We start from the raw sequence: 25,497 nt of genomic DNA on the forward strand, positions 1-25,497 counted from the left end.
TAGTCGAAACTGCGAGCAATTAGAACCGGTTTTAACAATACGTATTTATCGAAAATATCGATGTAATAGTTGATAACCGTCAATTAGTGGTTCTGTTTCCGGGATCATTTGACCCCGAATCCGCGACCATTCAGGAAGTCCCGCATGTGGGGGCGCAACTTCGTCGTGAACAGCGGTTTGAGCTGCTCGGACCAGTTGGTTTCCTTGTTGCCACCGGTCCTTTTCAGGTAGTAGCGGTGCATCCGGTCGTCGAATTCCGCGACCAGCTCCTCGTCGCGGCGGTCATCATAATAGTCTTCCTTGAGGATTGCACTGACGGGCAGCCGGGGTTTCACCTCGGGATTCTGGTCGGGGTAACCCAGGCACATGCCGAAAACCGGATACACGTGTTCCGGCAGGCGAAGGATGTCGGCGACTTCCGCGGGGTTGTTCCGGATCCCGCCGATGTAACACAGGCCCAGCCCCTCGGATTCGGCGGCAATGGCAACGTTCTGTGCCATGAGAGCTGTGTCCACGCTGGCAACCACCAGCTGTTCGGTCGTGCCCCGGACCACATCCGCGCCTGCCCGCTCGGCGGCTTCGGTGGATCGTTTCATGTCGGCGCAGAACACCAGAAAATCCGAGGCATCCGCCACGTAGGACTGACCACCGGCGAGTTCGGCGATCTTTTTCCGGTTCTCGGGGTTCACCACATGAATAATGGTGTAGGCCTGGACGTGATTGGACGTGGCCGCGCTTTGACCGGCGCGGATAAGCTCTTCGAACAGGTCTTGGGGAATCTTCTGATCCTTGAATTTCCGGATGGAGCGGTGAGATTTGAGCAGTTCAATCGTCGGATTCATGGTTCCCTCTTTCCCAGTGTGCTGTCTTTGATTCAATAAATGGCATCTTTGCCAGAGATCGCTGATCTGAGTACGTTCAGAGTGCCAGAACCGGTCTGTTCGCACTATTCGAATATTTCCCGGGGATCGCGATCATGGGCTCGGGTGGCGGCCCAGCGGTTGAGCAGCCAGTGCAGGCAGGCCATGAACGCCAGCGTTGCGATCAGTGCAACCGCCATCGATGAAAACCGGTACAGGGCGCTGTAGATCAGGTCCTGGTGGGGGGCCAGGTATTGCCCGAACAGGATGCCCAGGGTGGTCAGCCCACCGAAACCGATGGCCGATCCGCCCCCCTCCAGAAGGTGCAGGCGCGCGAAGATCATCAGTCCCAGCCAGTAGGCGAGAATCACCAGCAGAATATGGTGGTTCTGATTGTAGAGGATCACCTGCATCACCAGCGCGAGGTTACAACCCAGCAACGCGCCCACCGCCCGCTTGAACGCCGAGGTCTGGGCGCCGGGGAAGCTCAGGGCAAACAAAATAAGAACCGTGGCCATCTGTGCCGAGAGCGAATCTCTCAGGTCAAAGATCTGGAATGTGGCGAACGACAGTGTGGCGGTAACGGCCCCCATCAGGGTTTCGTGCCGTACCTGCGCCTCAGGCTTGGCCGGCCGGGCCATGGCCTGGCGCGGTGCCACGTCGGGAAACAGCCAGTGCATGAGACCCGCGATCAAGACCGCCAGGACGCTGGCCACGAAGTTGCTGGTGACCAGGTCGTAGACGTCGACCCCGGGATAGCTGGCGAAATGGAACATGATGCTCAGCGTCAGCACGCCGTTCGCGCCGAACAGGAACATCGGGCCGCGGGCCATGAGCCGGAAGCGACCGCAGAAAATCAGAAACACCAGCCCGGTATTGATCAGGGGCATGTGCTGGGTCAGGCCGGTCACCAGGCTCACTTCGATGCCGGTCAGCACGGCGCTGGCCAGGAATTGTCGGACCACATGGGCGTTGAGCACCGGAATCATGGCGAGCAGGAACATCGGGAACACGGTAAAGAAAACGCCGTAATTCCAACCCATCAGTTTGCTGATGACCAGCCCGGTCAGTCCACCAAAGGCGATACGCAGGCACTGACGCAGGCCGTTACCGTCCAGCGCCGGCCGATCAGTAGACATGATGCAGCCAGCTCATCACGGTGATCTGACCCTGCGCGATCACATGGGCCAACGGATTGGACTCCGGGGCAAGCTGCACGGTGGCGCGGGCGCCGCTGGCCGGGAGTTTCGGCAGGGCGCGATCGAGTGCCAGGTGAACGCGGATCCGCTGGGCATCCCGGACCCACCGATTGGTGGTGGGAATGCTGGTCAGGTTACCGTCGGCAATGAGCTGTCCCGCCTTGACGCCCTCATCCCGAGATGCAAGATGTGCGGGGAACACCTGGCCTGGAAGACCATCCAGCGCGATCCAGGCGGGTCCGCCTTCGCTGACATGCCTCAGGCTCTTTTCCCGGAAATCTGCAACGATATCCAGGCGGGCGCCAATTTCGGCCAGTGCCGGCGCGCCGGCCTTTACGTAATCGCCTTCTGCAAGCTGGAGGTTGCTGATCCATCCTGCGCCGGGAGCGCGAACCGTCGTCCGTTCCAGATTCAGATGGGCGGCCGCCAGGGCATTTTCCGCCTGGCGTACCCGCAGATTATCCCGGTTGGTTTCACCGCGTTTGACCTGGAGGGACTGGATTCTGGCCTGCGTGGAAGCCACGGCGGCAGTGGTGGAGTGATAGCGCGCCAGAATCTCATCGTACTGTCTGGACGACATGCTGCCGGACTGCATCAGTGACTCGGCCCGCTTGCGCTGGCGTGAGGCTTCCTCGGCGGCGGCTCTGGCGGCACTCAGATCGGCCCGCGCCGCAGCCAGTTCGGCATCCAGTTCGGCGTTCTCGCGCCGGGCCTGTTCCAGAGCCAGTTCTGCTTTCTGAACGGCAAGGCGGAAGGGTTCGGGGTCAATCCGGAACAGCACCTCGCCCGCCTGCACGGACTGGTTGTTCGCCACGTCGACGGCGACCACCTCACCGCTCACTTCAGGCGCGATCCGGGTCACCTGACGGAGCACCCGTGCCTGCGGTGTGACCGGCAAAAAAGCATCGGCCAGGAGGTAGTATATAAATAGAAGGACGAAAGTAATGATTGCCACGCGAATCCAGCGGGCGAAACTCTGTTCGGGAGCCATGATGTCTCTCTCTGGTCAGCCGTTTTTGAGGCAGTGGCAGGCGTTGGTTTCGATGCGTTCAAGCATTCGTCGCAGGTGGTTGCGGTCCTCGGGTGGAATACCGTCGAGCAGTTGCGCTCGTGCTTCATTGGCGCGGGCGTCGAGTGCCGACAGTACCCGGCGGCCTTCCCCGGTAAAACGCACTTCACGCACCCGGCGATCGTCCTCGCGGACCTGCCGTTCAATCAGTCCCTGGTCCTCGAGCTGGCACAGCGTCCGTGTCAGTGAGGGCAGTTCGATGCTCAGGGCCTCGGCCAGCTGTTTCTGGGTGGCGCCTTCCCCGAGATGCCGGAGGACCACAAGAAGCGTCCACCGGGGCGGTGTGAGCCCCAGGGGCGCCACGGTCTGGCTGATGACGGCGCGCCACAGTCGGTGCGCGTGGGCAAGCTGCAGGCCCAGTTCGGAATCGTTGGTCGGATTTAAGGTTAGCATGCGAAGTATGTTAGCATTGGTTAGTTAGCCTGCAAAGTTTATTTCGGAAAGTGCGGACGGGCGTCGTAGGACGTTTCCGTCTGGTGGTTATTCAAGAGGCCCTGTTTGAAAGATTCGAAACCCGATGCCCAACACCCCGCCGGGGAGGAGTCGGCCCGTAATTTCCGGCTGGCCTGTGTGGCGCTGACCTTCGTCTTCGTCATCTACTCGATGCTCCAGGTAACGGTGCCGGTGTATGCCCTGTCCCTGGGGGCCTCGCCCCTGGTGCTGGGGGTGGTGTTCAGTGCACCGTTCCTGCTCCCGCTGCTGTTCGCCATTCCGATGGGCGGGCTGGTAACCCGTTGGGGCGGGCAGCGGGTGATGGTAATGGGGGGCGGTATTCTGGTAGCCGGGATCCTGGCGATGATCTGGGTGCCGGGCTACGCAGGATTGCTGTCCGGTCAGCTGCTCTTTGGCCTTGCCCAGTTACAGATGGTACTGGCGGCGCAGTCGGTCATTTCCGGGCTGGCCAGCGGCGAGCGGCTTGAGCGGTACTTTGGGTGGTACGCCACCTGGCTTTCCGGCGGGCAGGTGGTTGGGCCGCTGATGGCCGGTGGTCTGATTCATCTGACCGGTGACACCGATCTCTCCTTCATGACGATGGTCCTTTTTGCGATTCTCGCCACAGTGTCGTCGCGGGGGCTGACAGGGCTGGCCCGCGAGCGTCTGAACGTTGATCGGTCAGTGACCGGCTTTCGGGCCCAGGCGGCTTTGCTGGGCAGGAATGAGGGCGTACAGGTATCGGTGGGCGTTACGGCAGCGGCCATGTTTGCCATGAGCATTCACGGAAGTTACATGCCGGTATATCTGGATCACCTGGAAGTCAGTGCGTCGGTGATCGGGGTTCTGGTCAGTCTTCGGGCCACGGCGGCCATGCTCATCCGGCCCTTCATGGCGCGAGTGATCGCGCTTGTCGGCGGCCGCAGTGTCGCGCTTATTCTGTCATTGGGGTTGCTGGCTGGCGGCCTGGCCCTGCTCGGGTTCAGTGAGCAGGCCGTGATGATTGGCGTGTTTTCGGTGTTTGTCGGGGTGGGGTCGGGTGTCTCCCAGCCGCTTTCCATGGTGATACTGGCCGAGAACGTGGATCCGGCGCAGCGATCGGGCGCCCTCGGAATGCGACTGATGGCGAACCGGGCGGTGAACTTCCTGGCCCCGCTTTTGTTCGGGGCCATTCTGGAGCTCGGTGGTTTTGGCCTGGCGTTTCCGCTGACCGGGGCCATCGTAGCGGTCGCCGGCCTGGTGCTGTTTCTCCATCAGCGCCGGAAACGCTGATCGGGAACACTGTCAGGCGTCGAGGTGCTCGGCCAGGAACTGCAGGCTGCGGCCATGGGCCAGAGCCGCCGCGTGCTGGTTGTAGGTGGGTCGTGCCCAGCAATTGAAACCGTGGTCGGCGTTGGCGTATTCGTGGAAAATCGCCGATGGATGATCGGAGAAGGCCTCGCGAACCCGGGAGATGGCTTCCGCCGGAATCATCTTGTCCAGGCCGGCATAGTGGAACAGGATCGGAACCCGCACCCGCTCGGCCAGATCCAGGTTGTTATGGATGCCCCCGCCGTAATAGCAAACGGCCGCGTCGGGCTTGCCGGTCGCGGCGGCGCGATAGGCAAGCTGGCCACCCATACAATAGCCCATCGCCGCGATTTTTCCCGACACCTCTTTACGCTGGCGCAGGCAATCCACGGCTGCCGCAACGTCTTCGCCAGCGAGAGCAAAGTCGGCTGCCTGCATCAACTTGAACGCTTTTGCGCTTCCCTCTTCGTCATAGGTCAGGTCGACCCGGCGCTCCTGGCGCCAGAACACATCCGGAGCAAGGACCACGTATCCATCCAGGGCGTACTGCTCGGCCACGGTGCGAATGTGGGCGTTGACGCCCCAGATTTCCTGGATCAGTACGATGCCCGGCCCGCTCCCGGTGGGGGGCAGCGCCAGGTAACCATCGAATGTCTTACCGTCGGGGCTGGGAATATCAATCCACTGTGTCGAAACCATGAACCTCTCCTGTGAGTAGTCGGACAACTGGATTGAAAGCCTAGGCGGTGTGGCGTGGGTCTGCCACTACGGTTTGTTCATTCGCTGCGACACTGATCCTCGGCCCAGGCCTCGAAACACTGTTGCTGACGGTGGGTCAGCCAGCCGTTGATGACCGCAAGCCCGACGAACGTGGCGATGCCAACAGGTACCAGTGCCTGTACTCCGGCAGACGGTGCTGCGGTGGCCGGCACGAGCAGCAAACCCGTCAGATTTCGGAACAGTCGTGTCACCAGGATGGCGAAGTGAAAGCCCGGTTGCAGGGTCCGGACGCGACCGCGCACTGCCCGTCCCAGGGCCGGCATCAGGTGCACCGTATTCAACAGGAGGGCAATGAAAACCAGTAATTGGACAACATCGGTTAACAGCATGATGATTGGCTAACAGGGTAATGGGTTGGCTGAAAAGTGACCGGTATTATCCCTTATTGGTGGTTTTTTATCCACCCGGCGGTCCGCCTTCGCAACCGGTGTTCCCCCATTACCTGGACATCTTCGCTCAGCTCTCAGTGGCTTGCGTGTCGGTCTCGTTCAGCAGCTGAGGTTTTTTCAGGGCCTTCTGGAACAGGTCTTTTTCTTCAGCGATGGCCATGGCGCATTTTTCCGCCAGGTCTTCCCCGAGCCCGTCCACATTACGCTCAAGGAACAGCTGAATGTTCTCTGCAAGTTCCAGAATCTTGTCGCGGGCGTCTGCTTCGGCCTTGGATTGAAAGAGCATGGTGTCGGGGTTTTTCAGCGCCATTTCCAGCCCGTCCTTATCCGAATAATAGAGTGCTTGTACTGCCATGGGGGCCTCGTCGTTTGATCGAAACTGTATAAAAATACAGTATTCATCATACATCAGCGTTTGCCAGGGGAACAGGGGTGAAAAGCAAAAGCTATTGCTCCGGTTGGAAAAAGCAACTAGCGACTCCGGGAGGGCACTGCTACACCTAGTCATACAGAAGACGGAACGCTGGACGACGCCCGAAGAGCGAAAAACTAGGCGTAGGGTTGTCGTCGTCTGCCAACGAGTCCGAGTGATTCATTGCGACAACAATTGGAGAACAGCCATGGGTGATAACAAGTGCCCCGTAATGCACGGGGCGATGACGAATCTGGGAAGCGGTGGCACCGGCAACCAGGACTGGTGGCCGAAATCGCTCAACCTCGACATCCTCCATCAGCATGACCGGAAAACCAACCCGATGGGCGACGACTTCGACTACCGGGAAGAAGTCCGGAAACTCGACTTCGACGCGCTGAAAAAAGACATGCACGCGCTGATGACCGACAGCCAGGACTGGTGGCCGGCCGACTGGGGGCATTACGGTGGCCTGATGATCCGCATGGCCTGGCACGCCGCGGGCACCTACCGGCTGGCGGACGGCCGTGGCGGCGCCGGTACCGGAAACCAGCGCTTTGCACCGATCAACTCCTGGCCTGATAACGGCAACCTGGACAAGGCCCGCCGCCTGTTGTGGCCGCTCAAGAAAAAGTATGGCAACAAGGTTAGTTGGGCCGACCTGTTCATCCTCGCCGGCAACGTGGCCTATGAATCCATGGGCTTCAAAACCTTCGGCTTCTCGTTTGGTCGTGAGGATATCTGGCACCCCGAGAAAGACACCTACTGGGGCGCCGAGAAGGAATGGCTGGCACCGTCGGATAACCGGTATGAAGATGTCGACAAGCCGGGCACCATGGAAAACCCGCTGGCGGCAGTCCAGATGGGCCTGATCTACGTGAACCCTGAAGGGGTAAATGGCAAGTCCGACCCGTTGAAAACCGCCGAACAGGTGCGCGAAACCTTCGCCCGTATGGCCATGAACGACGAGGAAACCGCTGCGCTCACCGCCGGTGGTCACACGGTCGGCAAAACCCACGGTAATGGTGATGCCGAAGCCCTTGGGCCGGAGCCGGAAGCGGCCGATGTGCATGAACAGGGATTTGGCTGGATCAATCCGAATATGCACGGCAAGGCCGCGAACGCTATTACCTCGGGCATTGAGGGCGCCTGGACCACCAATCCGACCCAGTTCGATATGGGGTACTTCGATCTCCTGTTCGGTTACGAGTGGGAACTGAAAAAGAGCCCGGCCGGTGCGAACCAGTGGGAACCCGTTGATATCAAGGAAGAGCATAAACCGGTTGACGCTACCGACCCGTCCATTCGCCACAATCCGATCATGACCGATGCGGACATGGCCATGAAGATGGATCCGAAGTACCGCGCGATCTGCGAGAAGTTCATGGCAGATCCCGAATACTTCAAGGACTGCTTTGCCCGTGCCTGGTTCAAACTGACCCACCGGGATATGGGGCCGAAATCCCGTTATATCGGGCCGGAAGTGCCGGAAGAAGATCTGATCTGGCAGGATCCGGTTCCGCAGGGTGAGACCAACTACATCGAGGAGAAGGTCAAAGAGAAAATCACCGAGGCGGGCCTGAGCATCAACGAACTCGTGTGTACCGCCTGGGACAGCGCCCGGACCTTCCGCGGCTCTGACATGCGCGGCGGCGCCAACGGTGCCCGCATTCGCCTGGCTCCGCAGAAGGACTGGGAGGGTAACGAGCCCGACCGGCTGGCGAAGGTGTTGAAGGCATATGAAACTATCTCGGCAGAGACCGGCGCGAGCATTGCCGATGTGATTGTGCTGGGCGGCAACCTTGGCATCGAACAGGCCGCGAAAGCGGCTGGTAACGAGGTGCACGTGCCCTTCCTGAAAGGACGTGGCGACGCGACTGACGAGATGACCGACGCCGAATCCTTCGAGCCGATGGAGCCGCTGGCGGATGGTTTCCGGAACTGGCAGAAGAAAGATTACGTGGTCAAACCGGAGGAAATGCTCCTGGACCGCGCCCAGCTGATGGGGCTGACCGCACCGGAAATGACCGTCCTGCTGGGAGGCATGCGCGTGTTGGGCACCAACCATGGCGGCACCAGGCACGGTGTGTTCACGGACCGCGTTGGCCAGTTGACCAACGACTTCTTCGTGAATCTGACCGACATGGCCAATCGCTGGGAGCCGGCGGGCAATAACTCTTACAACATTGTTGATCGTAAGAGTGGCAATACCAAGTTCACGGCGACCCGTGTGGATCTGGTGTTCGGTTCCAACTCTATCCTCAGGGCTTACGCAGAGGTTTATGCCCAGGACGACAACGAAGAGAAGTTCGTGAATGACTTCGTGGCAGCCTGGACCAAGGTCATGAACGCCGATCGCTTCGACGTTCGCTGATCGTTCTCCTTCCAGAAACCGGAAACGGCACCCGCGCCTGCGGGTGCCGTTTTTACATCACCATGGGCGTCACAACCATTCCGCCCGTCACCAACAGGGCGAACAGGATCAGGGCCAACAGCATGGGCTTGAGTCCGAGGCTTTTCAGTTTCTCCATCCGGGTTTCGTAACCCAGCGCCCCCATGGCCATCGCCAGAGCCACCTGACCGCTGAGGGCAATGCCTGAGTGAAGCGGTGCAGGCACTCTCACGAGGCTGTTCAACACCATGGCGCCCACGAAGCCGAATGCAAACCAGGGGATGGTCAGTTTGCCCCGATCGGCGATGCCTTCTTCCGGTGCGCGTGTTCTCCGAACCCACCACTGGCCCACAATCAGAAGGAAGGGCACCAGCAGCATGACGCGAACCAGTTTAACCACCACGGCATTGGCCAGGGCATCGGAGCCCACGGCGCCACCGGCGGCGACTACCTGGGCAACCTCATGAATCGTGGCGCCAATGTAGACACCGAAGAGGCCCTGGTCCCAGCCCATGATCGGGTAGAGCACCGGATAGACCACCATCGCAAGGCTGCCGAACAGAACCACCGTCGCTACCGCCATCGCGGTGGCGGCCGGTCTGGAGCGAATCGTGGCTTCCGTCGCCAGCACTGCGGCTGCGCCGCATATGGCACTTCCGGCGCTGGTTAACAGGGCGGTCTCCGGATCAAGCTTGAGCAGCCGTGTGCCCACCCAATAGCCGATCGTGATGATGGTGGTTATCACCACCATGTCCAGCAGCACAATGCCCGGGCCCAGAGAGAAGACCTGTTGGAGGGTGATGGAAAACCCGAACAGGACAATGCCGCCCCGCAGAAGCCAGCGCGTTGAAAAGGCCAGTCCGGCCGTAGCGGAGCTCAGTTGGAACCAGGGCAGATTACCGGCCAGTACGCCGAGGGCCAGCGAGAGCACCAGCGGGCTGATGCCCGTTGCTGCAATAAAAGGGATGTGTGACAGCGCAAAACCGCCAAGCGTTAAAAGTGTGCAGACCCCAAGCCCGACCCACATTCTGAACCTCCTCAATCAAAACGTTATATGGTTATTCTCCTTTTTATTTTAATATTTATAAAATGGTTAAAAGGATTAATGGTTATTCAATAAATCGATATACTGGATTGGACGGATGTTGCTGCGAATTGGCTAACCATGGACGGTTCTCTTTTCTGGTAGCATTTCGAGTTTCCCCACAGTCGGACTTCGGAACGAGGTGCCCGTGTCTTCCCTTACTATTCTCATGATCGGCGCCGGTGGAATCGGCGGTTATTACGGTGCGAGGCTGACCGAACGCGGCCATCGCGTGGTGCTGACGGCTCGTGGCCGACACCTTGAAGCGTTGCAGGCTTCGGGGCTGCAAGTGGATTACGAAGGCCGCTTGATCAACTGTCCTGCGCTGGCGCTCGATCATGCCACCTTGATTCAGACCTGCCACCCGGACGAGTTCGACCTGGTTGTCATTACCCTGAAATCCACTGCCACGGAACCGGTTATGGAGGAGTTGGGGGATTGGCTTTCCAGAGGGGCCGTGCCGGTGTTGTCCCTGCAAAATGGTGTCGACAACGAACCATTGATTGCCGACAGGCTTGGTGAGAACCGGGTCCTGGGAGGATTGGCGGTTCGAATCGGTGGCCATATCACGGAGCCAGGAAAGGTGTTCGCCGAGGGAGTCGCCCAGATTGTGATGGGGGCCTGGCCGAAAGCCCCCGATGAGGAGGATGCCCGACTGCCCTTGCTTCGGAGGCTGGAGTCCGCCTTCAACGACGCCGGAATTCCGACCAGCGTTACCGGCGATATTCGTTATGAGCTCTGGCGCAAACTGGTCATTAACAATGGCGTGAACCCGCTGTCGGCGCTGACCGGGCTGGACACCCGGAGCCTCACCCACCACCCGGAATTCGGCAAGGTGGTCTACGGTATGATGGCCGAAACGGTCGCGGCTTCCAAAGCCGACGGCGTGGATCTGACCCGGCAGGATCTGGACGAGATGTTCGACCTGATTCGCAGCTTCAATGCCATCAAGACCTCCATGCTGGTGGACAAGGAAAAAGGCCGGCCGCTGGAACTGGACAGCATCGCCGGTGCTGTATTGAAACGCTGTGCAGCGCTGGGCATTGAGGCCCCTTATACCTTTCTTGTAAACGCCCTGTTGCGCCAGTGACGAGGGTGTCCCGCTGGTCAAAGTACACTCGGTAACAAAAACTATGCGTCTTCTTACAGTGGGGGCACGTTCGGGACTGGAAATGAGCGTATAGTTTGTGCCTTCCAATAAAAGACAACAGAAACAAAAGGATGGCACCGATGAGAAGGAGAACCACCCTGCTGGTGGGGTTCGTCTTGTTCCTTTCCAGTTTTGCGTTAATGGCCGACACCATCAAGCTCGGTTTCAACTACCCGAAATCGGGACGTTACCGGGACCTGGGCCTGCAGCAGAGGCTGGGCGCCTTTCTCGCGGTTGAGGAAATCAACAAGGCCGGCGGCATCCTCGGTAAAAATGTTGAGCTGGTCATCCGCAATACCATGGGCTCTCCCGAGCGTGGGGTTGCCAACACCAAAGAGCTGATCCAGAAAGAAGGCGTGGACATGGTCTTTGGCGGTGCCTCCAGTGCCGTTGCGATTGCCTCCGGTAAAATGGCAAAGAAACTGGACCGGCTCTATTTCGGAACCACCACCTCCGCGAACGCAACCACCGGTAGCGAAGGGCACGATCACATGTTCCGGGAATACCCGAACGCCTGGATGACGGCCAACGCGCTGGGCCACTACCTCAAGGAGAATTTCGGCGACGATCGCTATTTTTACGTGACAGCCGATTACACCTGGGGGCATTCGTCGGAAGCGTCCCTTCGGACGTTTACGGACACCACGGATGAGAAAGCCCACCCTCATGCGCTCACCCCGTTCCCGAACGCGCACATGCAGGATTTCACGAAAGCGTTGAAAGCGGCCGAGGCCAGCAACGCGGACGTGCTGGTGCTGGTGCTGTATGGCAATGACCTGATCCGGGCGCTCAAAGTCGCCTACGATCTGGATCTGAAGAGCAAACTTCAGATCGTCATACCGAACATCTCACTGGGCATTGCCGAAAGCGTGGGTGCCACCATTATGCAGGGGGTGATTTCCACCACACCCTGGGAGTGGACGATCCCCTACCAGCTCGACTTCCCCCGTGGCCAGAAGTTTGCTGAATCCTTTACCGAACACTATGGCGTGCGGCCCACCTCTACAGCGGCCACCTCGTACGACATCGTCTACCAGTACAAGGATGCCGTTGAGCGTGCAGGCACCACTGACACCAAGGCGTTGATCAAGGCGCTGGAAGGGCATTCCTACACACTGCTGAAGGATAAGCAGCAGTGGCGGGCGTTTGATCACCAGAACCTGCAGACGGTGTACGTGGTCCGCTGCAAGCCGAGACTGGAGGTGATGAAAGACGAGCTCCGCAGCGACTTTTTTGAGGTCGTGGGATCGCTGGAAGGCGAAAAAGCGGCGCAGACCTTCGACGAGTGGAAAGCCGAGCGGGCGGCTGCGAACAAGCCGCCGCATCTTTAGCAGAGGGCGTACAGAGTAGTCTGAGTGGCCAGTAATCGCCCACTCAGACTACAAAGGCTTTCGCTTCCGTCAGGAACGATTCGTTGGCCTCGGACATCTTCAAGCGAGAACGTTCGGCCGTGGTGTTCAGATCCTGTAAACGCAGGGCCGTTTCACGGATAGTGCTGACGCTCTGGCTCAACTGAAGCGATACGGAGCTTTGCTCTTCGGCGGCTGCCGCCATTTGCTGGTTTCGACCGCTCATTGTCGAAACGGATTCGAGAACCTCCGAGAGCGTTTGATGGATCGCCGTCACGCTTTCACTGGCGCTTTCGAAGCTGGCCCTGGTGCGGCCCATGGAGTTCTCCATGGTCGTGGAGCCATCCTTGAGGCTGTTGAGCATGTCGGATATCTCGCCCGTACTGGCCTGGGTCTTGGTGGCGAGGGACCGGACTTCATCGGCCACCACGGCAAAGCCTCGCCCCTGCTCACCGGCCCGAGCGGCTTCAATGGCGGCGTTGAGCGCCAGGAGATTGGTTTGCTCAGCAATGCCGCCAATCACCGAAAGAACGTTCGAGATTTTCGAAATGTCTTGGCTCATCCGGTGGGTGTTCTCCTCGATCTCATCGACTTCCTTGCTGAGCGACTGAATGCGTGAGACGGATTCCTCAACCCCGACCTGGGCTTCCCGGACTTGCTCGTTCGCAGTTTCGCCGGCCTGTGCCGCTTCGGCCGCATCTTTGGCAACCGAGTCTGATGTTGTCGACATTTGCTGGGCCGCAGTTGCCAACTGATCGGTTTCGTCGACATGTCGGTTGAGGATGTCGGTCATCTGTCCGGCGTTACTGTTGATCTCCCGGATTTCGGTGGCAATTGCATTGCCACCGTTAATGACCTTTGAGGTGATGCCGTTCAGCCCATCTACCGCCGAGGTCAATGACTCACCCAGTTTGTTGAAGCACCAGCAATAGCTGTCAGACTGCAAACCAATCGTCAGATCGCCTTTTTCAAGCTGTGTGGATTTTTCGATATAGCCCAGCAGGTATCTTTGCAGGTATTTCCCAAGGAGCCATGCAATGGGCAATTCGAGCGCCGCGCAGATCAGGAAGCCGACAAACTCATAGTGGTTGAGGAAAAGCCATACGGGAATCAGGGCGATGGCATTTACAACCGCCGAAGAGGCAGTGAGTAGCTGGGGAATTTTCAGAGAAAAATGGGCCATGATCTCTGCCTCCTCAGGAAAGTGTTTGAGGGTTCGGAAAGCGAATGATTTCCAATACATCGTTAGCACGACGTTGCCTCGCGTTCTGTGACCTTTCGTTTTCAAATGTGAGGGTCAGTCACGCTCAGATGGTCGCTGTGCGCTAAGTTGCGATGACGTCTCGCTTATTTTATTCACAAATTTCTTTCTGCTGGGCACCCGCAAGGCGCTATACACCTATACGGTCTTCATGGGGTCGATTCTGGGGCTGGCTTTCTTGCATGGGAACAATGGCCCGGATGCAGGATGAACGGGCATCACTCGCCGATGCCTGTGCGCTATTGCTGGTGGACGTCGATAATTTCAAACAGATTAATGATGTCCATGGTCACGCCATCGGGGATGAAGTGATTGTCGCGATCATCCAACGGATCGCGGAGGCGCGGGCCGAAGCCATTCGGGAAGCTGTCGCTGGCACGCCCATCGCTACCGAAGTCGGTCCTTTGTCTGTAACCACCAGTGTGGGTGTGGCAACGGATACGCCTCAATCCCTGAAGGTCCGGGAAATGTTTGCGATGGCGGACAAGCGCCTGTACCGCGCCAAGGCTCGGGGCAGGAACTGTGTGGTAATGGGGTGAGAGCCCGCGACAGGGCAGGCTCTCGATCGGGGTTACTCTTCCAGCAGCGTCGTGGCAATCTCATAGATCGAGGTATTGCCGCTAACCTCGTTGCCGACAATCAGTAGGGGCTTGCCGCTCGGGCTGTGACTGGCCTCCACGAACTTGAAGCCTTCAGGCCCCAGGTCGCCCACATCTGGCGAGTAGCTTGTGCTGTCGCCGGCCGGCTGGATGGCCGGATTGACCTCCCGGTTGTTGATGTACTGGACAAAGCGGGGTGACTGGGGATTGGATACGTCGTACACCATGACGCCACCCATTCGCTCTAGACCAATGAAGGCATAGGTGTGGCCATTGATTTTGCCGACGGTGATCGCTTCCGGTTCCGGCCCCTTGTTGTCGGAACGGTCGTCACCAGTGTTTTCCGCGTTGTCATTGTTGAAGTTCTCGCCATAGCGGGCTGCGGTGATCCGTTCAAAATCGCTGCCGGAATCGAATACCTGCTCACCGGTGCTCATGTCCCAGATAGAGAAAGAGCGGGCGCCGTAGGCGTAGAGAGTGGTGAAATCCGTTCCGCCGTTCATTCGCGTGGTGGTGAAGTAGGAGAACTTAAGTCGGCGCAGTTCGTCGTCGTCGCCGAAGCCGCCGTTGAGCGCAGATGTCCTGGAGCTATCGAGCGTGACGTTGTCCGCGCTGTAATAGTCCTTGGCGGAAAACGCGTCCACGCAGCCATCGCCGGCGTCGAAGAAATAACCGGCATTTTCGCAGGAGGCCTGGTCGGTCACGCCGTCCAGCCAGTCCTGACGATCATCACCTTCGTTGGCTGTAAGCAGGTACGTCTTGCCATTGTAGCTCATCGCCGCAACAGAGTCGGGCATGTACATGCCCTTGACCGGCCAGTTGCGGATGTTCACGCCATCCTTCTGACTGGCATCCAGTTCGTTGCCGGGGATCGAGTGATCCTTGAAGCCGAGGCCATAGACGGTTTCAACACTCATACCGTCGAGATCAATGACCGCCACCGCGTTGTTTTCCTGCAGGGAAACATAGGCATACAGGCCATCATCACTGACGGCAATGTATTCAGGCTCGAAACTTTGCGCCACCGAAGGATTGTTGCTGGTGGTAGATGCGTTGTACCCGTCGATGATCATACGGGTTGTGGGCAGTTCGCTGTATCGCGCCGCGCCCTCATTGTAGTCAGTAAAGCCAACGTTCGTGACCGAGAAATCGCTCGCGTCGACGATACTCACAGTGCCTTCCGGGTCGTTGATGAATCCCTCATCCGGCTCGCCCTCATTCGCCACGAGCGCCTGCTTGCCATCCGGTGTGAAAGTCACCATGTCGGGGCCGGCGCCGACCTGAACCGCTCCGGCGTATGTCAGATCGGACAGGTTGATGAACACCAGCCAGCCGTTGTCAGTTTTCGGATTGGCCTGGATGACAACGGCGGCGTACCGCTCATTGGTGGAAACGGAGGTGACGCTGCCCAGATCTGTCGCGGTGTTTACCTTGCCGTTTGCCACAAGGAGGTCAGGGATACTCAAGCGCAGATCCGGTTGATTAATGGCGGTGACGTCACTTGCGTAGAAAACATTGACGACTTCATCAGCGCCGCTGGTGGTAAAGATCTGCTCCTGGGTCGGATCGAATGCGACGATTTCGGCGGCCGAGGTATCGAACCCAAGTGATGCTGATCGGCCCACCCGGGTCAACTCAATGGTCTGGCTGGAACTGTCGACGCCATCAAGGCCAGCGTCGCCATCCTCGCCATCGGTGACACAGCCGGCCAGGGTCATGAACGTCAGGGGAAGGGTCAGGCCGAGGGCTCGGTACAACGTATCCAATGTCATAAAGCCTCCAAATTAAGACGGGAAGTCATTACCTTGAATGGGCTTTTTGACACTGTGGTGACAGAGTGTCGTTTTTGTAGATGGAACTTTATTGACTTTTTTTGTCCTCAGGACCGATGAACCAGGCCCGCAGGATCACTCAGGATAAGCTTCACAAGCTCAGTCTGCCGGTGCCGCCGGTTTTCTGAAAACAGGACTTGAGTTGGGTGCGAACGGTGTTTCTACTCAACCTGAATGTTTCGGCGATCTTCTCCAGGCTGTAACCATTGGCTAATGCCCCGGCCAGCCGCGCTTCAATACCCTCATGATTCGCCGGCCAGGCTTTGAAGTATTTCCTTACCGTGCGCAAACATCAGCCAGTGTCCCTCGTCAGGCAGAAAATGCGCCTGGCATTGAGGGATGGTATCGGCCAGATAACGGCCCATTGCCAGCGGCGTGTTGATGTCCTTGCCGCCATGCCACAGAGATACTTTCGCCTTGATTTCGCGAACATCAAACCCCCACGGGCGGGCAATCAGGGACATATCATAGGCGAAGCCCTTCAGCCCCTGGCGGATGGATTCCGCGAGGTTGGCGATATACATGGAACGAAATGGCTCGCCGGCGAAAATAGCCTTGTCCGGGGCGGGCGCCGGCGCCTCCAGCAATCCCAGCACGGCTTCCGGGGTTGTTGCGACCGGGGCCAGCTGCTGTTCAATCTGTCGATAGTCCGCCGCCGCCAACTCAAACAGGTCCCGGTTGGCAGGCAACATGTCGTCGAGAACCTCCGGCGCATCGAACGGCGCGGTGCTGCCGATCAGCGCCACATGGTTTAGACGCTGCGGAATCCTGAAGGCGCATGCTGCGGCATGAGCACCTCCACCGGAAAATCCCAGAATTGAAAAACGATCGAGAGACAACGCATCGGCGAGTTGACTGATATCGTCGGGCCAGTCCAGCAGTGTGCGATGCTCCTGGAAATCAGAGTGGCCATAGCCGGGACGATCGACAACAACGAGGCGAATATTCAATGCGGTGAGCAGAGCCGAATCACCGACCTGTTCAAGGCGTGAACCGGGGATGCAATGGAAAGCGATGACAGCTTTGCCTGTTTCGGGGCCGTACTCGGCAAAAGAGAGGTTGCGGCCATCTGCAAGCCTGACATTTTTATTGTTCATGACATTGCCCGGAAATTTGCGAGCCTAACGATTAAGTAGCGGCATTTCCTTCATAACGTACCCCATAAGGATGATGACGTCATCTGCGCCGACCCGAATAATCATGTTGGGCATTGCAATCTGGGTAATGGCATCAGTGTTCCCGCTGGAGCAGCCACAGCCGCAGCACCGGTGTCTTTCGGAGGAAATTACCTATCGGCGTTTGTCGATAAAAAGACTGTTGCCCGGTTCTTTCTTCGCCTGTTTTTTGAGCTCCGTCAGCGTGTCTGCCAGATCAAGGTTGGAATTGTTGTGGTCTGGCCGTACCGGGTGGAGTGCCATGGAGACGGAGATAAAAGGAAAGAACCGGACATTGCCCTGGCGATCGGAAACCTGAATGCCGCCCTCCCTCTGATGCTCTTTCGTGTAGAACGCCGGTGCGATATGGGCAAAGCGGCTCAGTATGTCGTGGCAGACGGCTTCGCTACGGCGCGTTTCCATATCCAGAAGGACTATGAAGTCGTCCCCGCCGATGTGACCGACAAAGCCCGATTCCCGGCATAGTTCGCTGAGGATGCGGGCCAGGGCCAGTATGATCTGATCGCCATTCGCGTAACCGTAAACGTCGTTATAGGCTTTGAAGTTGTCCAGGTCACAGTACACCGCACAGAACGGCGAGTTTGACTCCAGACGTTCTGTAATCGCCTGATGGATCGCCTCGTTTCCGGGCAGGCCGGTCAGGGGGTTAGCCTGCCGGGCATAGGTCACCTGCAGCGCGGTAATTTCCCGGAGCAGGTCGATGATGTTCCCTGTTCCCAGGTAATGACCGGATCGATCGATAATAACGAAGTCTTCGACTTCGGCCTCCGATGTTTCTGTCACCAGAGCGCTGAGCTGCTCCAGCGGGGTGCTCTCTTCCACCACCAGGGCATTCCTGTCCATCAGTGATCCAACAACCTGGCGGGAATACAGTGCGTGACTGAACGGGTTGGCAAAACGCCCCAGCATGTCCCTCTGGCGCAGGATCCCGACGGGAACACTGTCGTCGTTGATGACGGTGACACAGCGGAGGTTCGGGGTGGCCTCAAAACGCTCAAGCACCGACAGTACAGGCGCCTGCTCATTGACTGGAGCTATTTGCCTGCACAGAAGGGCGGCGGTCTTTTTCAGCGGGCCGGAAATGCGTTCAGGCGAGAGGTGGTTGTGACGGGTGCCAGGTGGGTTGCCTTTATAGGAGGGACGCCTGTCGGGCCGTGCGAAATAGTAGCCTTGCATCAGATCGCACTGCATGTCCCGCAAACAGTGATACTCATCCGCCGACTCGATGCCTTCGGCGATGATGGTGCAGTCAACGTTCCTGGCGACTTTGATGATCGATTCGAGAAACTTCCGTTTCGACGGATGCTTGTGGATTTTCTTGATGAAATGCCGGTCGATTTTCACGAACTCCGGTCGGAGTTCCACCCATTGCCGAAGATTCGAGTACTTGGCTCCAAGGTCATCCAGGGCCACCTGCAGCCCCATGGTCCGGTAGTGGGCAACCGCCGCCCGCATCAGGTCGTAATCCTCGACGGGCACATGCTCGGTCAGTTCAATCACCACCCGTTCCGGGGATAAACCAGCGCCGGCCAGAAATCCCGCGGTCAGACCCTCTCGAAAATTGGCGTCCAGCATTGATGCCGGCATGATATTGAGGAACAGCTTGCCGGCCAGGTCCTGCTCGCTGAAGGCCTCGATTGAGAGTTTCCGGCACAGGAAGTCCAGTTCTGCCAGTCTCCCGGAACTGGTGGCTGTCTCGAACAAATCAATCGGGGAGTGAAGCGGAGAATCTTCAGGCCCCCGAATCAGGGCTTCATAGCCGAAAACGGCCTGGGTGGTCCCATCGACGATGGGCTGGAACAGGGGAGTGAGGCTTTCAGTCCGGATAATTCTGTCCAGTTCATCCAGCAGGGCGTCTTCACTCGGAGAAGTCATGCAATTGGCTACTGCAGGTTTCACTATTGGGAAGCTCTGATTCAAAGTGCATTTGCCATGAATTCAAGCGACAGTCGTACTCCCAGACCCTAAGGGTTCCGTTTAGTCAGTGTTCGTCCGTTTTGTTCTGAGTAGAGGTAAGCATTGGGGGCGTCTAATGGCTTACCTGGCTGCTTCTGTGCCTGAAGTGGAAGCGAAGCCCAGCGTTTGCCCGGCTTCTTTGTGGAGAGACGATAATTCGTAAGTATGACTGTTTGGTGACATGTAAACCGCCTGTCATTCAACGACGGATAACATCCTGGAGGCTCAAGGGTTCTATGCTGAGATCCCGGAAGGTGCCACAGCCGGAGCCTGCTACGTTATCATTCTCCATCAGAATGACCTGGTCCCGGTTGAGTGGCGGTTCTGGAAGCAGGCTGAGCAGGGCCGCCAGTGCATGCCAGCAGCCGAAGGGGAGTGGAAGCTTGGCCCGGCGGGTTCCCTTGTGTTCAAGCATGAGATTAACGCACTCAAGGTACGTGTAGGTTTTACCCCCGCCCAATTCAAAGGTTTTACCTGCAGTTCCTGGCATTTCAATGCATCGGTGCACGGCCGCAGCAACATCCCCCGCATAGACGGGTTGCAGCTGCGTTGTACCTCGACCAAAAAGTGGTATCACTGGAAGCTGCGTCACCATCTCCAGGGCGCTGACAAACCCGCCATGGCGATCACAGAGAGCGCTCGGACGAAGAATTGTAGTGTCCCTGAAGACCTTGCGCGCAGCCACCTCACCCCTGGCCCGGGCCCGGACGTATTTGGAAGCCGACTCGCTACTGGCGCCAATTCCGGAAATCAGTATCAGCCGGTCAACGCCCATTTCCCGGGCACAGCGCGCGACGCTCTGTGCGCCATCGACATGGATCTGATCAAACGTGAGTGTGCGCGTTTCGTTGTAGAGGGCGACCGCATTGATGATGGCTGTCGAGCCTTTCAATGCCCGGCTGAGTGACCGTTCATCCAGGATGTCACAGCCAACCTTCTCGACGCTTTCGGAGGCCGCGAGAGTGACACGTTCCGGATGCCGGCAGGCGACCCGGACGGTGTATCCAGCCTTGACCAGCTCATTAACGATGAAGGAACCCAGGAATCCTGTCCCTCCCAGCACCGTCACCAACGGATCAGTCATCAGGCGCTCCCAGTGGTCAAATTGGACTCATGCCACATGGGACTGTAGGAGATGTTGGTGGAGGTTGTCGAACCTGGGTGATTTGCTGGTCGGCTTTTAAATATCAGTGACGGAGCCAGCGCAAAGCAGGGATAGCTTGGAAATGTCGGAGGTAATGGGGTGGAGTTCAAATCAGGGGCACGAGAGCCATGTTCTCTCAACATCTCCTTATAAACAAAAAGCGAACATTCGCGCACCTCGGTTCGATAAATCTGCCCATCTTTTCGTAGTGTCCGCAGTGACGGGGTAGAACCCCAAGAGGTCGATTGGTTTAGAAGCTAATCCCTTTGGCCTTTTGTTCCAATGCCTCCCTCATGTAGAGATGCAATGAGCGGGCACGCGATGCTGTCCGGCTGCGCGTGGCATTGACTGACCATTTCGCTCAGAGCCTCCTCGATTTTTACCAGCCTTTCGATCTTTTCGCGCACATCCTTCAACTTGTGCTCGGCGAGCGCACTGGCTTCTTCACAGTGGGTGCCATCTTCCAGCCGCAGAAGATCGCTTATCTCGTCGAGACTGAAACCCAGCTGCTGCGCCGTTTTAACAAATGTCAGCCGATCAATATCGGCGAAACCGTAGCGTCGAATACCACCTGGAGGTCGTTTGGGTTCCGACAAAAGACCTCGCCGCTGGTAATAGCGGATCGTCTCGACATTTACATTGGCCGCCTTGGCCAAGCCGCCAATGGTCATTGAATTGGCTTTAACCGACATGCTGCTTGACTCCGTAGTTGACTACGGAAGTAACCTTATCTCATCAAGTCCATGGGTAACAGGTGTCAGCGTCATGTCGAAATTCAAATCTAAATCCGGATGTGCTTCTCTCGCTGTCGGGGGCATGGCTGGAATTCTCGCCTCGGCGTGCTGTCTCGGGCCGTTGGTACTTATCACTCTGGGCGTTTCCGGTGCCTGGATCGGCAACCTGACAGCTTTGGAGCCCTATCGACCGCTGTTCATTGGCGCGGCCATCGTCGCCATGTTCTTTGCCTGGCGACGAATTTACCGCCCTGTAGAGCAATGCTCACCCGGTGAAACCTGTGCGATCCCTCAAGTCCGAAAGACCTATAAGGTGATCTTTTGGGTAGTGACGGCTCTGGTACTGGTCGCATTAGTGTTCCCTTACATTTTGCCTCTATTCTACTAAAAGGAGATTTTCCTCATGCGTAAACAGTTTGTACTTGCCATGTTCCTCGCTTTGCTCAGCATGTCCTCCTGGGCTGCGTCTCAAAAAGTAACTCTCTCGGTGCCTGACATGACCTGTTCCGCGTGTCCGATCACCGTCAAGCTGGCTTTAAGTAAGGTGGAAGGGGTATCGCAAGTTTCCGTGAGCTACCCTGATCGAGAAGCCGTCGTCACCTTTGACGATGCGCTCACTTCCATAGAGGCGCTCACCAAGGCCACGAGCGACGCTGGTTACCCCTCCACTCCCACGGCCTTAGAGGCGACCCCGGAGGGGCAATGAAGAATCCGAAGAACCTGCTTAGGGTTGGCATAGTAGGACTATTCTGGTTGCACTATGCTGCTTCACACCGATTTTGGTCATTTTGATGTCCACCGTGGGACTGGCCGCCCTGACGGGCTATCTCGACTATGTGCTTCTTCCGGCACTGGCGGTATTCATCGGCCTCACGGTCTATGCGTTCTGGCGGAAAAAACACTATGACGCCAGCTACGAGAGCAACTTCAAAGCTCCAAGGAGTTTCCCGAGTGAAAAATGACAAAAAACTGCATATTGCGGTAATCGGCAGTGGCGGAGCCGCCATGGCGGCTGCCCTGAAGGCAACGGAGCGCGGTGCCCGCGTCACCCTGATTGAACGTGGGACGGTCGGCGGCACCTGCGTAAATGTTGGCTGCGTGCCCTCGAAGATTATGATTCGTGCAGCACATATCGCGCATCTTCGAAAAGAAAGCCCTTTCGATGCGGGCATCAGTGCTGAGGCTCCTCAGGTAGACCGAGCAAAACTGCTTCAGCAACAGCAGGCACGAGTGGAGGAGCTGCGTGACACCAAGTACGAAAAGATACTTCGAGAACACAAGGACATCACAGTCCTGAACGGTGAGGCCCGGTTTGTCGATACCAATAGCCTGGTAGTCACGCTGGCTGAGGGTGGTGAAAAACCGGTTCATTTTGATCGCGCCTTTATTGGAACCGGAGCCAGGCCGGCAGAGCCGCGAATCACGGGGCTGGCAGACACTCCTTACCTGACATCAACCAGTGCCTTGGCGCTGGATACCGTTCCCAAACGGCTGATCGTGATTGGTGCCGGTTTCGTTGCCCTGGAATTGACTCAGGCGTTCGCCAGACTCGGTAGCAAGGTTACTGTTTTGGCCCGGAGCCGTTTGTTGTCCAGTGAAGACCCCGCAATCGGGGAAGCTATGGATGCGGCGTTCAAGCGAGAAGGGATTGAGGTGCTTCGCGAGACCGCACCTAGTCAAGTGGACTACAGCGACAATGAGTTCATCGTTGAGACGTCTGCCGGCACCTTGCGAGCCGATCAGCTGCTGGTGGCGACCGGTCGAACGCCCAATACCGAAGCCCTGAACCTGGCAAGCATTGGCGTGGAAACCTCACGCGGCGCAATTCAGGTGGATGAGCATCTGCAAACCACGGCCCCCGGAATATATGCTGCCGGAGACTGCACCAACCAACCGCAGTTTGTCTATGTCGCCGCTGCCGGGGGCAGCCGAGCCGCCATCAACATGACGGGAGGCGAGGCCAAACTCGACCTCAGTGCCATGCCCGGGGTCATGTTTACCGATCCCCAAGTTGCCACCGTTGGCCTCTCTGAAGCCGAAGCAGTTGCACGGGGTTATAGCGTGGACACCCGACTGCTCGACTTGGAAAACGTGCCGCGTGCGCTAGTCAATTTTTACACCCAAGGATTTATTAAAATGGTGGCAGAGCGCAGCACAGGCCGTTTGCTTGGGGTGCAGATTGTCGCAGCGGAAGGCGGTGAAATTATCCAAACGGCAGTGATGGCATTACGAGCAGGTTTGGCCGTTCAGGAAATCGGCGATGACTTGTTCCCTTATCTGACCATGGTGGAAGGACTCAAACTCTGTGCGCAAACGTTCACCAAGGATGTAAAGCAGTTGTCCTGCTGTGCCGGGTAAGTGATGTTAACGCGGCTCTGGATTTACTGGGCAGCGTTAAGGTGGGCAGGCCAGCGTTGCCTTGGCATCAGTCCGCATATCCTTTTGGGTGAAGCTTCTGATTCTCCATTCAAGAGGTGATCGCCAGACGCTTACATTGCATTGGCATTGACTGCCTTACCCGAACGTTCGCTTTGCGACCGGTTGGACAACAGGAAACAATTTTCTGAGCCATACTTAAAGGCCCTTACCCTCCAAAGAGGGCCATGTCATGCCATTTCCTATCAGCAAAGCCCCCTGGAACAAGGGGAAGCTCGTTGGCCAGAAGTTACCGCTCAAACTCGAACAAATATGGGCTATCCGCATTCGGTTGGAGATTGCTAAGAACATCCGCGAGCTGGCGATGTTCAACATGGCAATTGATTGCAAACTCCGGTCCTGCGATTTGGTAAAGCTCCTGGTTCGAGATATTTCCAGAAACGGCGAGGTTCTGGATCGGGCGCAAGTCATCCAGCAGAAGACCAGTCAGCCTGTCCAGTTTGAGTTAACCAAAAAGACGCGCGAATCGGTCGAAGCATGGATCGAGTTGCGCGGACTCTCAGGTATGGATTATTTATGGCCGAGCCGGATGCGAAAGTTTGACCATATCACTACTCATCAATACGCCCGTCTTGTTAAAAAGTGGATTACCAGCATTGAACTTGATCCTTCAGTATACGCAACCCATTCAATGAGACGCAGCAAAGCGACATTGATCTACAAGAAGACCAAGAATCTTCGAGCTGTACAGTTGCTGTTGGGACACACGAACATGTCGAGCACCGTGCGATACCTTGGCGTCGAAGTCGAGGATGCTCTGGAGATAGCTGAGAGTATTGAGATCTAAATGCGTAACTTGGCTCCTTGGTTGCTGGATGTTGCAGACGCTACCAGGTTCGGTCGATGATCACCTTCGGGTTTTGATCAGGGTCCTTCAGTCGTAAACAAAAGCGAACATTCACCTTACAATCAATCCAAGCCAATTTTCCTAGCCCAAACCTAAGAAATCCATCCTTTCTCAAAGCAAGGCCTCTACAGAGTCCAAAAAAACCGCCATATCAACTACCTTCTCGGAATCCTGATTGACGGTTTTTCCCTTCAAGTCGGCGGTAACAATGCCCCGATCGACCGTACCGGTTAAAGCGGCCTTCAATTGAACGGCGTATTGACTGAGCGGTTCGTTACCCTCTCTCTCACCGAGGGTTTCCAAGGCGTTGGCCAACGCAAAGATCAACGCCGAGGGGTTGAAATGGGCGATTTTCCCGTCGCTCTCCAGATACTTGAGATACAAATCATGAGCGGTACCATGGGGCGCTTCGAACAGCATGGTGCCGTCCTTGCTCTCGATAATCGAACTAGCAGTCGCCAGGCTACCACCGAGCGCTGCGGAAATGTCCGAGAAGATATCGCCATCCAGGTTCTGGGAGGGATACAGCGCGTTTCTGGGTGGGTCCGTGATCATCTTCTTGAGTTGGCTCGAAGGCCGCATGATCATGAACGATGGAGGCGGCGTGTGCTCGCTGGCCAGCTCCCGGCGCACCTCGGTAATAACATCGCTGTAGACATCGTCGTACTCCATGTACTCGCGTTTGAGACCGAAATACACCTCTTTGTCCTTGCGTGAGGCATCACGGAACACCTGCAGGACCCAGTCCTTGATGGCTTCCCGGTCGTTGGACATGAGCAACATGGGATCGCCTTTCTTTACCTGGCGGGCATGTTTCTCGTCGCCGTCGACAATGACTTTAAGAATGCCATCTTCCCGGGCTGCCATGTTGAAGCTTCCGTACTGGTCGCCGCCACCGGCACTCATGCGGGAGATAGACACATGGGCACCCCGGCTGGGAATGCCGAACTCTCGAAGCTGGTTCACCAGCTTGAGCAGCTTGCGCCCGGTGGTGTTATCCGGAACGCCCCAGAGCGCCCGCTCCGGTGGATTCGAGACAATGCGCGCCGCCTGGGCATCGATCAGCTCATAGTAGTAATTCAGCCCCAGATCCTCGATCTGCTTCTT

26 protein-coding genes are annotated in these 25,497 nt (G+C 57.4%); 10 read left to right on the forward strand and 16 right to left on the reverse strand.

What is annotated here, in order from left to right; all coding sequences use genetic code 11:
• Window positions 1-104: 104 nt before the first annotated feature.
• From nfsA to MSNKSG1_RS16505, 4 genes are all read right to left on the reverse strand, one after another.
• Window positions 105-842, reverse strand: a complete 738-nt coding sequence (nfsA, locus tag MSNKSG1_RS16490; protein WP_008940436.1) for an oxygen-insensitive NADPH nitroreductase — start codon at window positions 840-842, stop codon at window positions 105-107.
• A gap of 104 nt (window positions 843-946) precedes the next feature.
• Window positions 947-1,999: a DUF2955 domain-containing protein gene (locus tag MSNKSG1_RS16495; RefSeq protein WP_008940437.1), complete on the reverse strand. Its 1,053-nt coding sequence runs from the start codon at window positions 1,997-1,999 to the stop codon at window positions 947-949.
• Complete coding sequence (locus MSNKSG1_RS16500; RefSeq protein WP_008940438.1) at window positions 1,989-3,050, reverse strand: HlyD family secretion protein; 1,062 nt, start codon at window positions 3,048-3,050, stop codon at window positions 1,989-1,991. Before MSNKSG1_RS16500 ends, MSNKSG1_RS16495 begins: the two co-directional genes overlap by 11 nt.
• Before the next feature lie 15 nt (window positions 3,051-3,065).
• Window positions 3,066-3,521, reverse strand: coding sequence for a MarR family transcriptional regulator (locus MSNKSG1_RS16505; protein ID WP_008940439.1), 456 nt, complete (start codon window positions 3,519-3,521; stop codon window positions 3,066-3,068).
• A 105-nt stretch (window positions 3,522-3,626) separates the two neighbouring features.
• Here MSNKSG1_RS16505 and MSNKSG1_RS16510 point away from each other — a divergent pair, with 105 nt between their 5' ends.
• Window positions 3,627-4,832 carry an MFS transporter gene (locus MSNKSG1_RS16510; protein ID WP_008940440.1) on the forward strand — a complete coding sequence of 402 codons (1,206 nt, stop codon included), beginning with the start codon at window positions 3,627-3,629 and terminating at the stop codon, window positions 4,830-4,832.
• Window positions 4,833-4,844: 12 nt separating this feature from the next.
• Here the strand turns inward: MSNKSG1_RS16510 and MSNKSG1_RS16515 are convergent, their stop codons facing one another.
• From MSNKSG1_RS16515 to MSNKSG1_RS16525, 3 genes are all read right to left on the reverse strand, one after another.
• Window positions 4,845-5,549, reverse strand: coding sequence for a dienelactone hydrolase family protein (locus MSNKSG1_RS16515; RefSeq protein WP_008940441.1), 705 nt, complete (start codon window positions 5,547-5,549; stop codon window positions 4,845-4,847).
• Between the two features lie 77 nt (window positions 5,550-5,626).
• A complete protein-coding gene (locus MSNKSG1_RS16520; protein WP_008940442.1) occupies window positions 5,627-5,959 on the reverse strand; it encodes a hypothetical protein in 333 nt (110 codons plus the stop codon).
• A gap of 127 nt (window positions 5,960-6,086) precedes the next feature.
• Window positions 6,087-6,374, reverse strand: a complete 288-nt coding sequence (locus MSNKSG1_RS16525; RefSeq protein WP_040887034.1) for a YebG family protein — start codon at window positions 6,372-6,374, stop codon at window positions 6,087-6,089.
• Window positions 6,375-6,639: 265 nt separating this feature from the next.
• Here MSNKSG1_RS16525 and katG point away from each other — a divergent pair, with 265 nt between their 5' ends.
• Window positions 6,640-8,805 carry a catalase/peroxidase HPI gene (gene katG / locus MSNKSG1_RS16530; RefSeq protein ID WP_040887021.1) on the forward strand — a complete coding sequence of 722 codons (2,166 nt, stop codon included), beginning with the start codon at window positions 6,640-6,642 and terminating at the stop codon, window positions 8,803-8,805.
• Between the two features lie 52 nt (window positions 8,806-8,857).
• Here the strand turns inward: katG and MSNKSG1_RS16535 are convergent, their stop codons facing one another.
• On the reverse strand, window positions 8,858-9,850 hold the full coding sequence (locus tag MSNKSG1_RS16535; protein WP_008940445.1) for a YeiH family protein: 993 nt from the start codon (window positions 9,848-9,850) through the stop codon (window positions 8,858-8,860).
• A 205-nt stretch (window positions 9,851-10,055) separates the two neighbouring features.
• Here MSNKSG1_RS16535 and MSNKSG1_RS16540 point away from each other — a divergent pair, with 205 nt between their 5' ends.
• Window positions 10,056-10,997 (forward strand): ketopantoate reductase family protein, encoded by a 942-nt coding sequence (locus tag MSNKSG1_RS16540; protein WP_227498050.1) that lies wholly within the window; start codon window positions 10,056-10,058, stop codon window positions 10,995-10,997.
• Between the two features lie 140 nt (window positions 10,998-11,137).
• Window positions 11,138-12,388, forward strand: a complete 1,251-nt coding sequence (locus MSNKSG1_RS16545; protein WP_008940447.1) for an ABC transporter substrate-binding protein — start codon at window positions 11,138-11,140, stop codon at window positions 12,386-12,388.
• 43 nt (window positions 12,389-12,431) lie between these two features.
• Here MSNKSG1_RS16545 and MSNKSG1_RS16550 read toward each other — a convergent pair whose 3' ends face one another.
• Entirely contained in the window at window positions 12,432-13,589 is a 1,158-nt protein-coding gene (locus MSNKSG1_RS16550) for a methyl-accepting chemotaxis protein (RefSeq protein WP_008940448.1), read from the reverse strand.
• A 260-nt stretch (window positions 13,590-13,849) separates the two neighbouring features.
• Here MSNKSG1_RS16550 and MSNKSG1_RS16555 point away from each other — a divergent pair, with 260 nt between their 5' ends.
• Entirely contained in the window at window positions 13,850-14,206 is a 357-nt protein-coding gene (locus MSNKSG1_RS16555; RefSeq protein ID WP_008940449.1) for a GGDEF domain-containing protein, read from the forward strand.
• 32 nt (window positions 14,207-14,238) lie between these two features.
• On the opposite strand, the gene MSNKSG1_RS16560 is transcribed toward MSNKSG1_RS16555, so the two are convergent.
• From MSNKSG1_RS16560 to merR, 6 genes are all read right to left on the reverse strand, one after another.
• Window positions 14,239-16,038 (reverse strand): choice-of-anchor I family protein, encoded by a 1,800-nt coding sequence (locus MSNKSG1_RS16560; protein WP_008940450.1) that lies wholly within the window; start codon window positions 16,036-16,038, stop codon window positions 14,239-14,241.
• 151 nt (window positions 16,039-16,189) lie between these two features.
• Window positions 16,190-16,387, reverse strand: a complete 198-nt coding sequence (locus MSNKSG1_RS19700) for a helix-turn-helix transcriptional regulator (RefSeq protein WP_152638808.1) — start codon at window positions 16,385-16,387, stop codon at window positions 16,190-16,192.
• A complete protein-coding gene (locus tag MSNKSG1_RS16565; protein ID WP_008940451.1) occupies window positions 16,341-17,195 on the reverse strand; it encodes an alpha/beta fold hydrolase in 855 nt (284 codons plus the stop codon). Before MSNKSG1_RS16565 ends, MSNKSG1_RS19700 begins: the two co-directional genes overlap by 47 nt.
• A 192-nt stretch (window positions 17,196-17,387) precedes the next feature.
• Entirely contained in the window at window positions 17,388-19,148 is a 1,761-nt protein-coding gene (locus tag MSNKSG1_RS16570; RefSeq protein WP_008940452.1) for a GGDEF domain-containing protein, read from the reverse strand.
• A 280-nt stretch (window positions 19,149-19,428) separates the two neighbouring features.
• Window positions 19,429-20,313, reverse strand: a complete 885-nt coding sequence (locus MSNKSG1_RS16575) for a complex I NDUFA9 subunit family protein (RefSeq protein ID WP_008940453.1) — start codon at window positions 20,311-20,313, stop codon at window positions 19,429-19,431.
• Window positions 20,314-20,630: 317 nt separating this feature from the next.
• Window positions 20,631-21,065 carry an Hg(II)-responsive transcriptional regulator gene (gene merR, locus MSNKSG1_RS16580; RefSeq protein ID WP_008940454.1) on the reverse strand — a complete coding sequence of 145 codons (435 nt, stop codon included), beginning with the start codon at window positions 21,063-21,065 and terminating at the stop codon, window positions 20,631-20,633.
• Between the two features lie 73 nt (window positions 21,066-21,138).
• Between merR and merT the strand changes: the two genes are divergently transcribed.
• From merT to MSNKSG1_RS16605, 5 genes are all read left to right on the forward strand, one after another.
• Window positions 21,139-21,495, forward strand: coding sequence for a mercuric ion transporter MerT (gene merT, locus MSNKSG1_RS16585; RefSeq protein WP_008940455.1), 357 nt, complete (start codon window positions 21,139-21,141; stop codon window positions 21,493-21,495).
• A 15-nt stretch (window positions 21,496-21,510) separates the two neighbouring features.
• Window positions 21,511-21,813 (forward strand): mercury resistance system periplasmic binding protein MerP, encoded by a 303-nt coding sequence (gene merP, locus MSNKSG1_RS16590; protein WP_008940456.1) that lies wholly within the window; start codon window positions 21,511-21,513, stop codon window positions 21,811-21,813.
• A gap of 85 nt (window positions 21,814-21,898) precedes the next feature.
• A complete protein-coding gene (gene merF, locus MSNKSG1_RS16595; RefSeq protein WP_008940457.1) occupies window positions 21,899-22,069 on the forward strand; it encodes a mercury resistance system transport protein MerF in 171 nt (56 codons plus the stop codon).
• The gene (merA, locus tag MSNKSG1_RS16600) at window positions 22,011-23,465 is read left to right on the forward strand and encodes a mercury(II) reductase (protein WP_227498051.1); all 1,455 of its coding nucleotides are present in this window, start codon (window positions 22,011-22,013) and stop codon (window positions 23,463-23,465) included. Before merF ends, merA begins: the two co-directional genes overlap by 59 nt.
• 250 nt (window positions 23,466-23,715) lie before the next feature.
• Window positions 23,716-24,330, forward strand: coding sequence for a tyrosine-type recombinase/integrase (locus MSNKSG1_RS16605; protein WP_008940459.1), 615 nt, complete (start codon window positions 23,716-23,718; stop codon window positions 24,328-24,330).
• A 171-nt stretch (window positions 24,331-24,501) separates the two neighbouring features.
• Here the strand turns inward: MSNKSG1_RS16605 and MSNKSG1_RS16610 are convergent.
• Window positions 24,502-25,497 (reverse strand): isocitrate/isopropylmalate family dehydrogenase (locus MSNKSG1_RS16610; protein WP_008940460.1); only part of this gene is annotated, 996 nt, incomplete at its 5' end.

The sequence above is a fragment of the Marinobacter santoriniensis NKSG1 genome, from assembly GCF_000347775.1.
GTDB classification, from domain to species: Bacteria; Pseudomonadota; Gammaproteobacteria; order Pseudomonadales; family Oleiphilaceae; genus Marinobacter; species Marinobacter santoriniensis.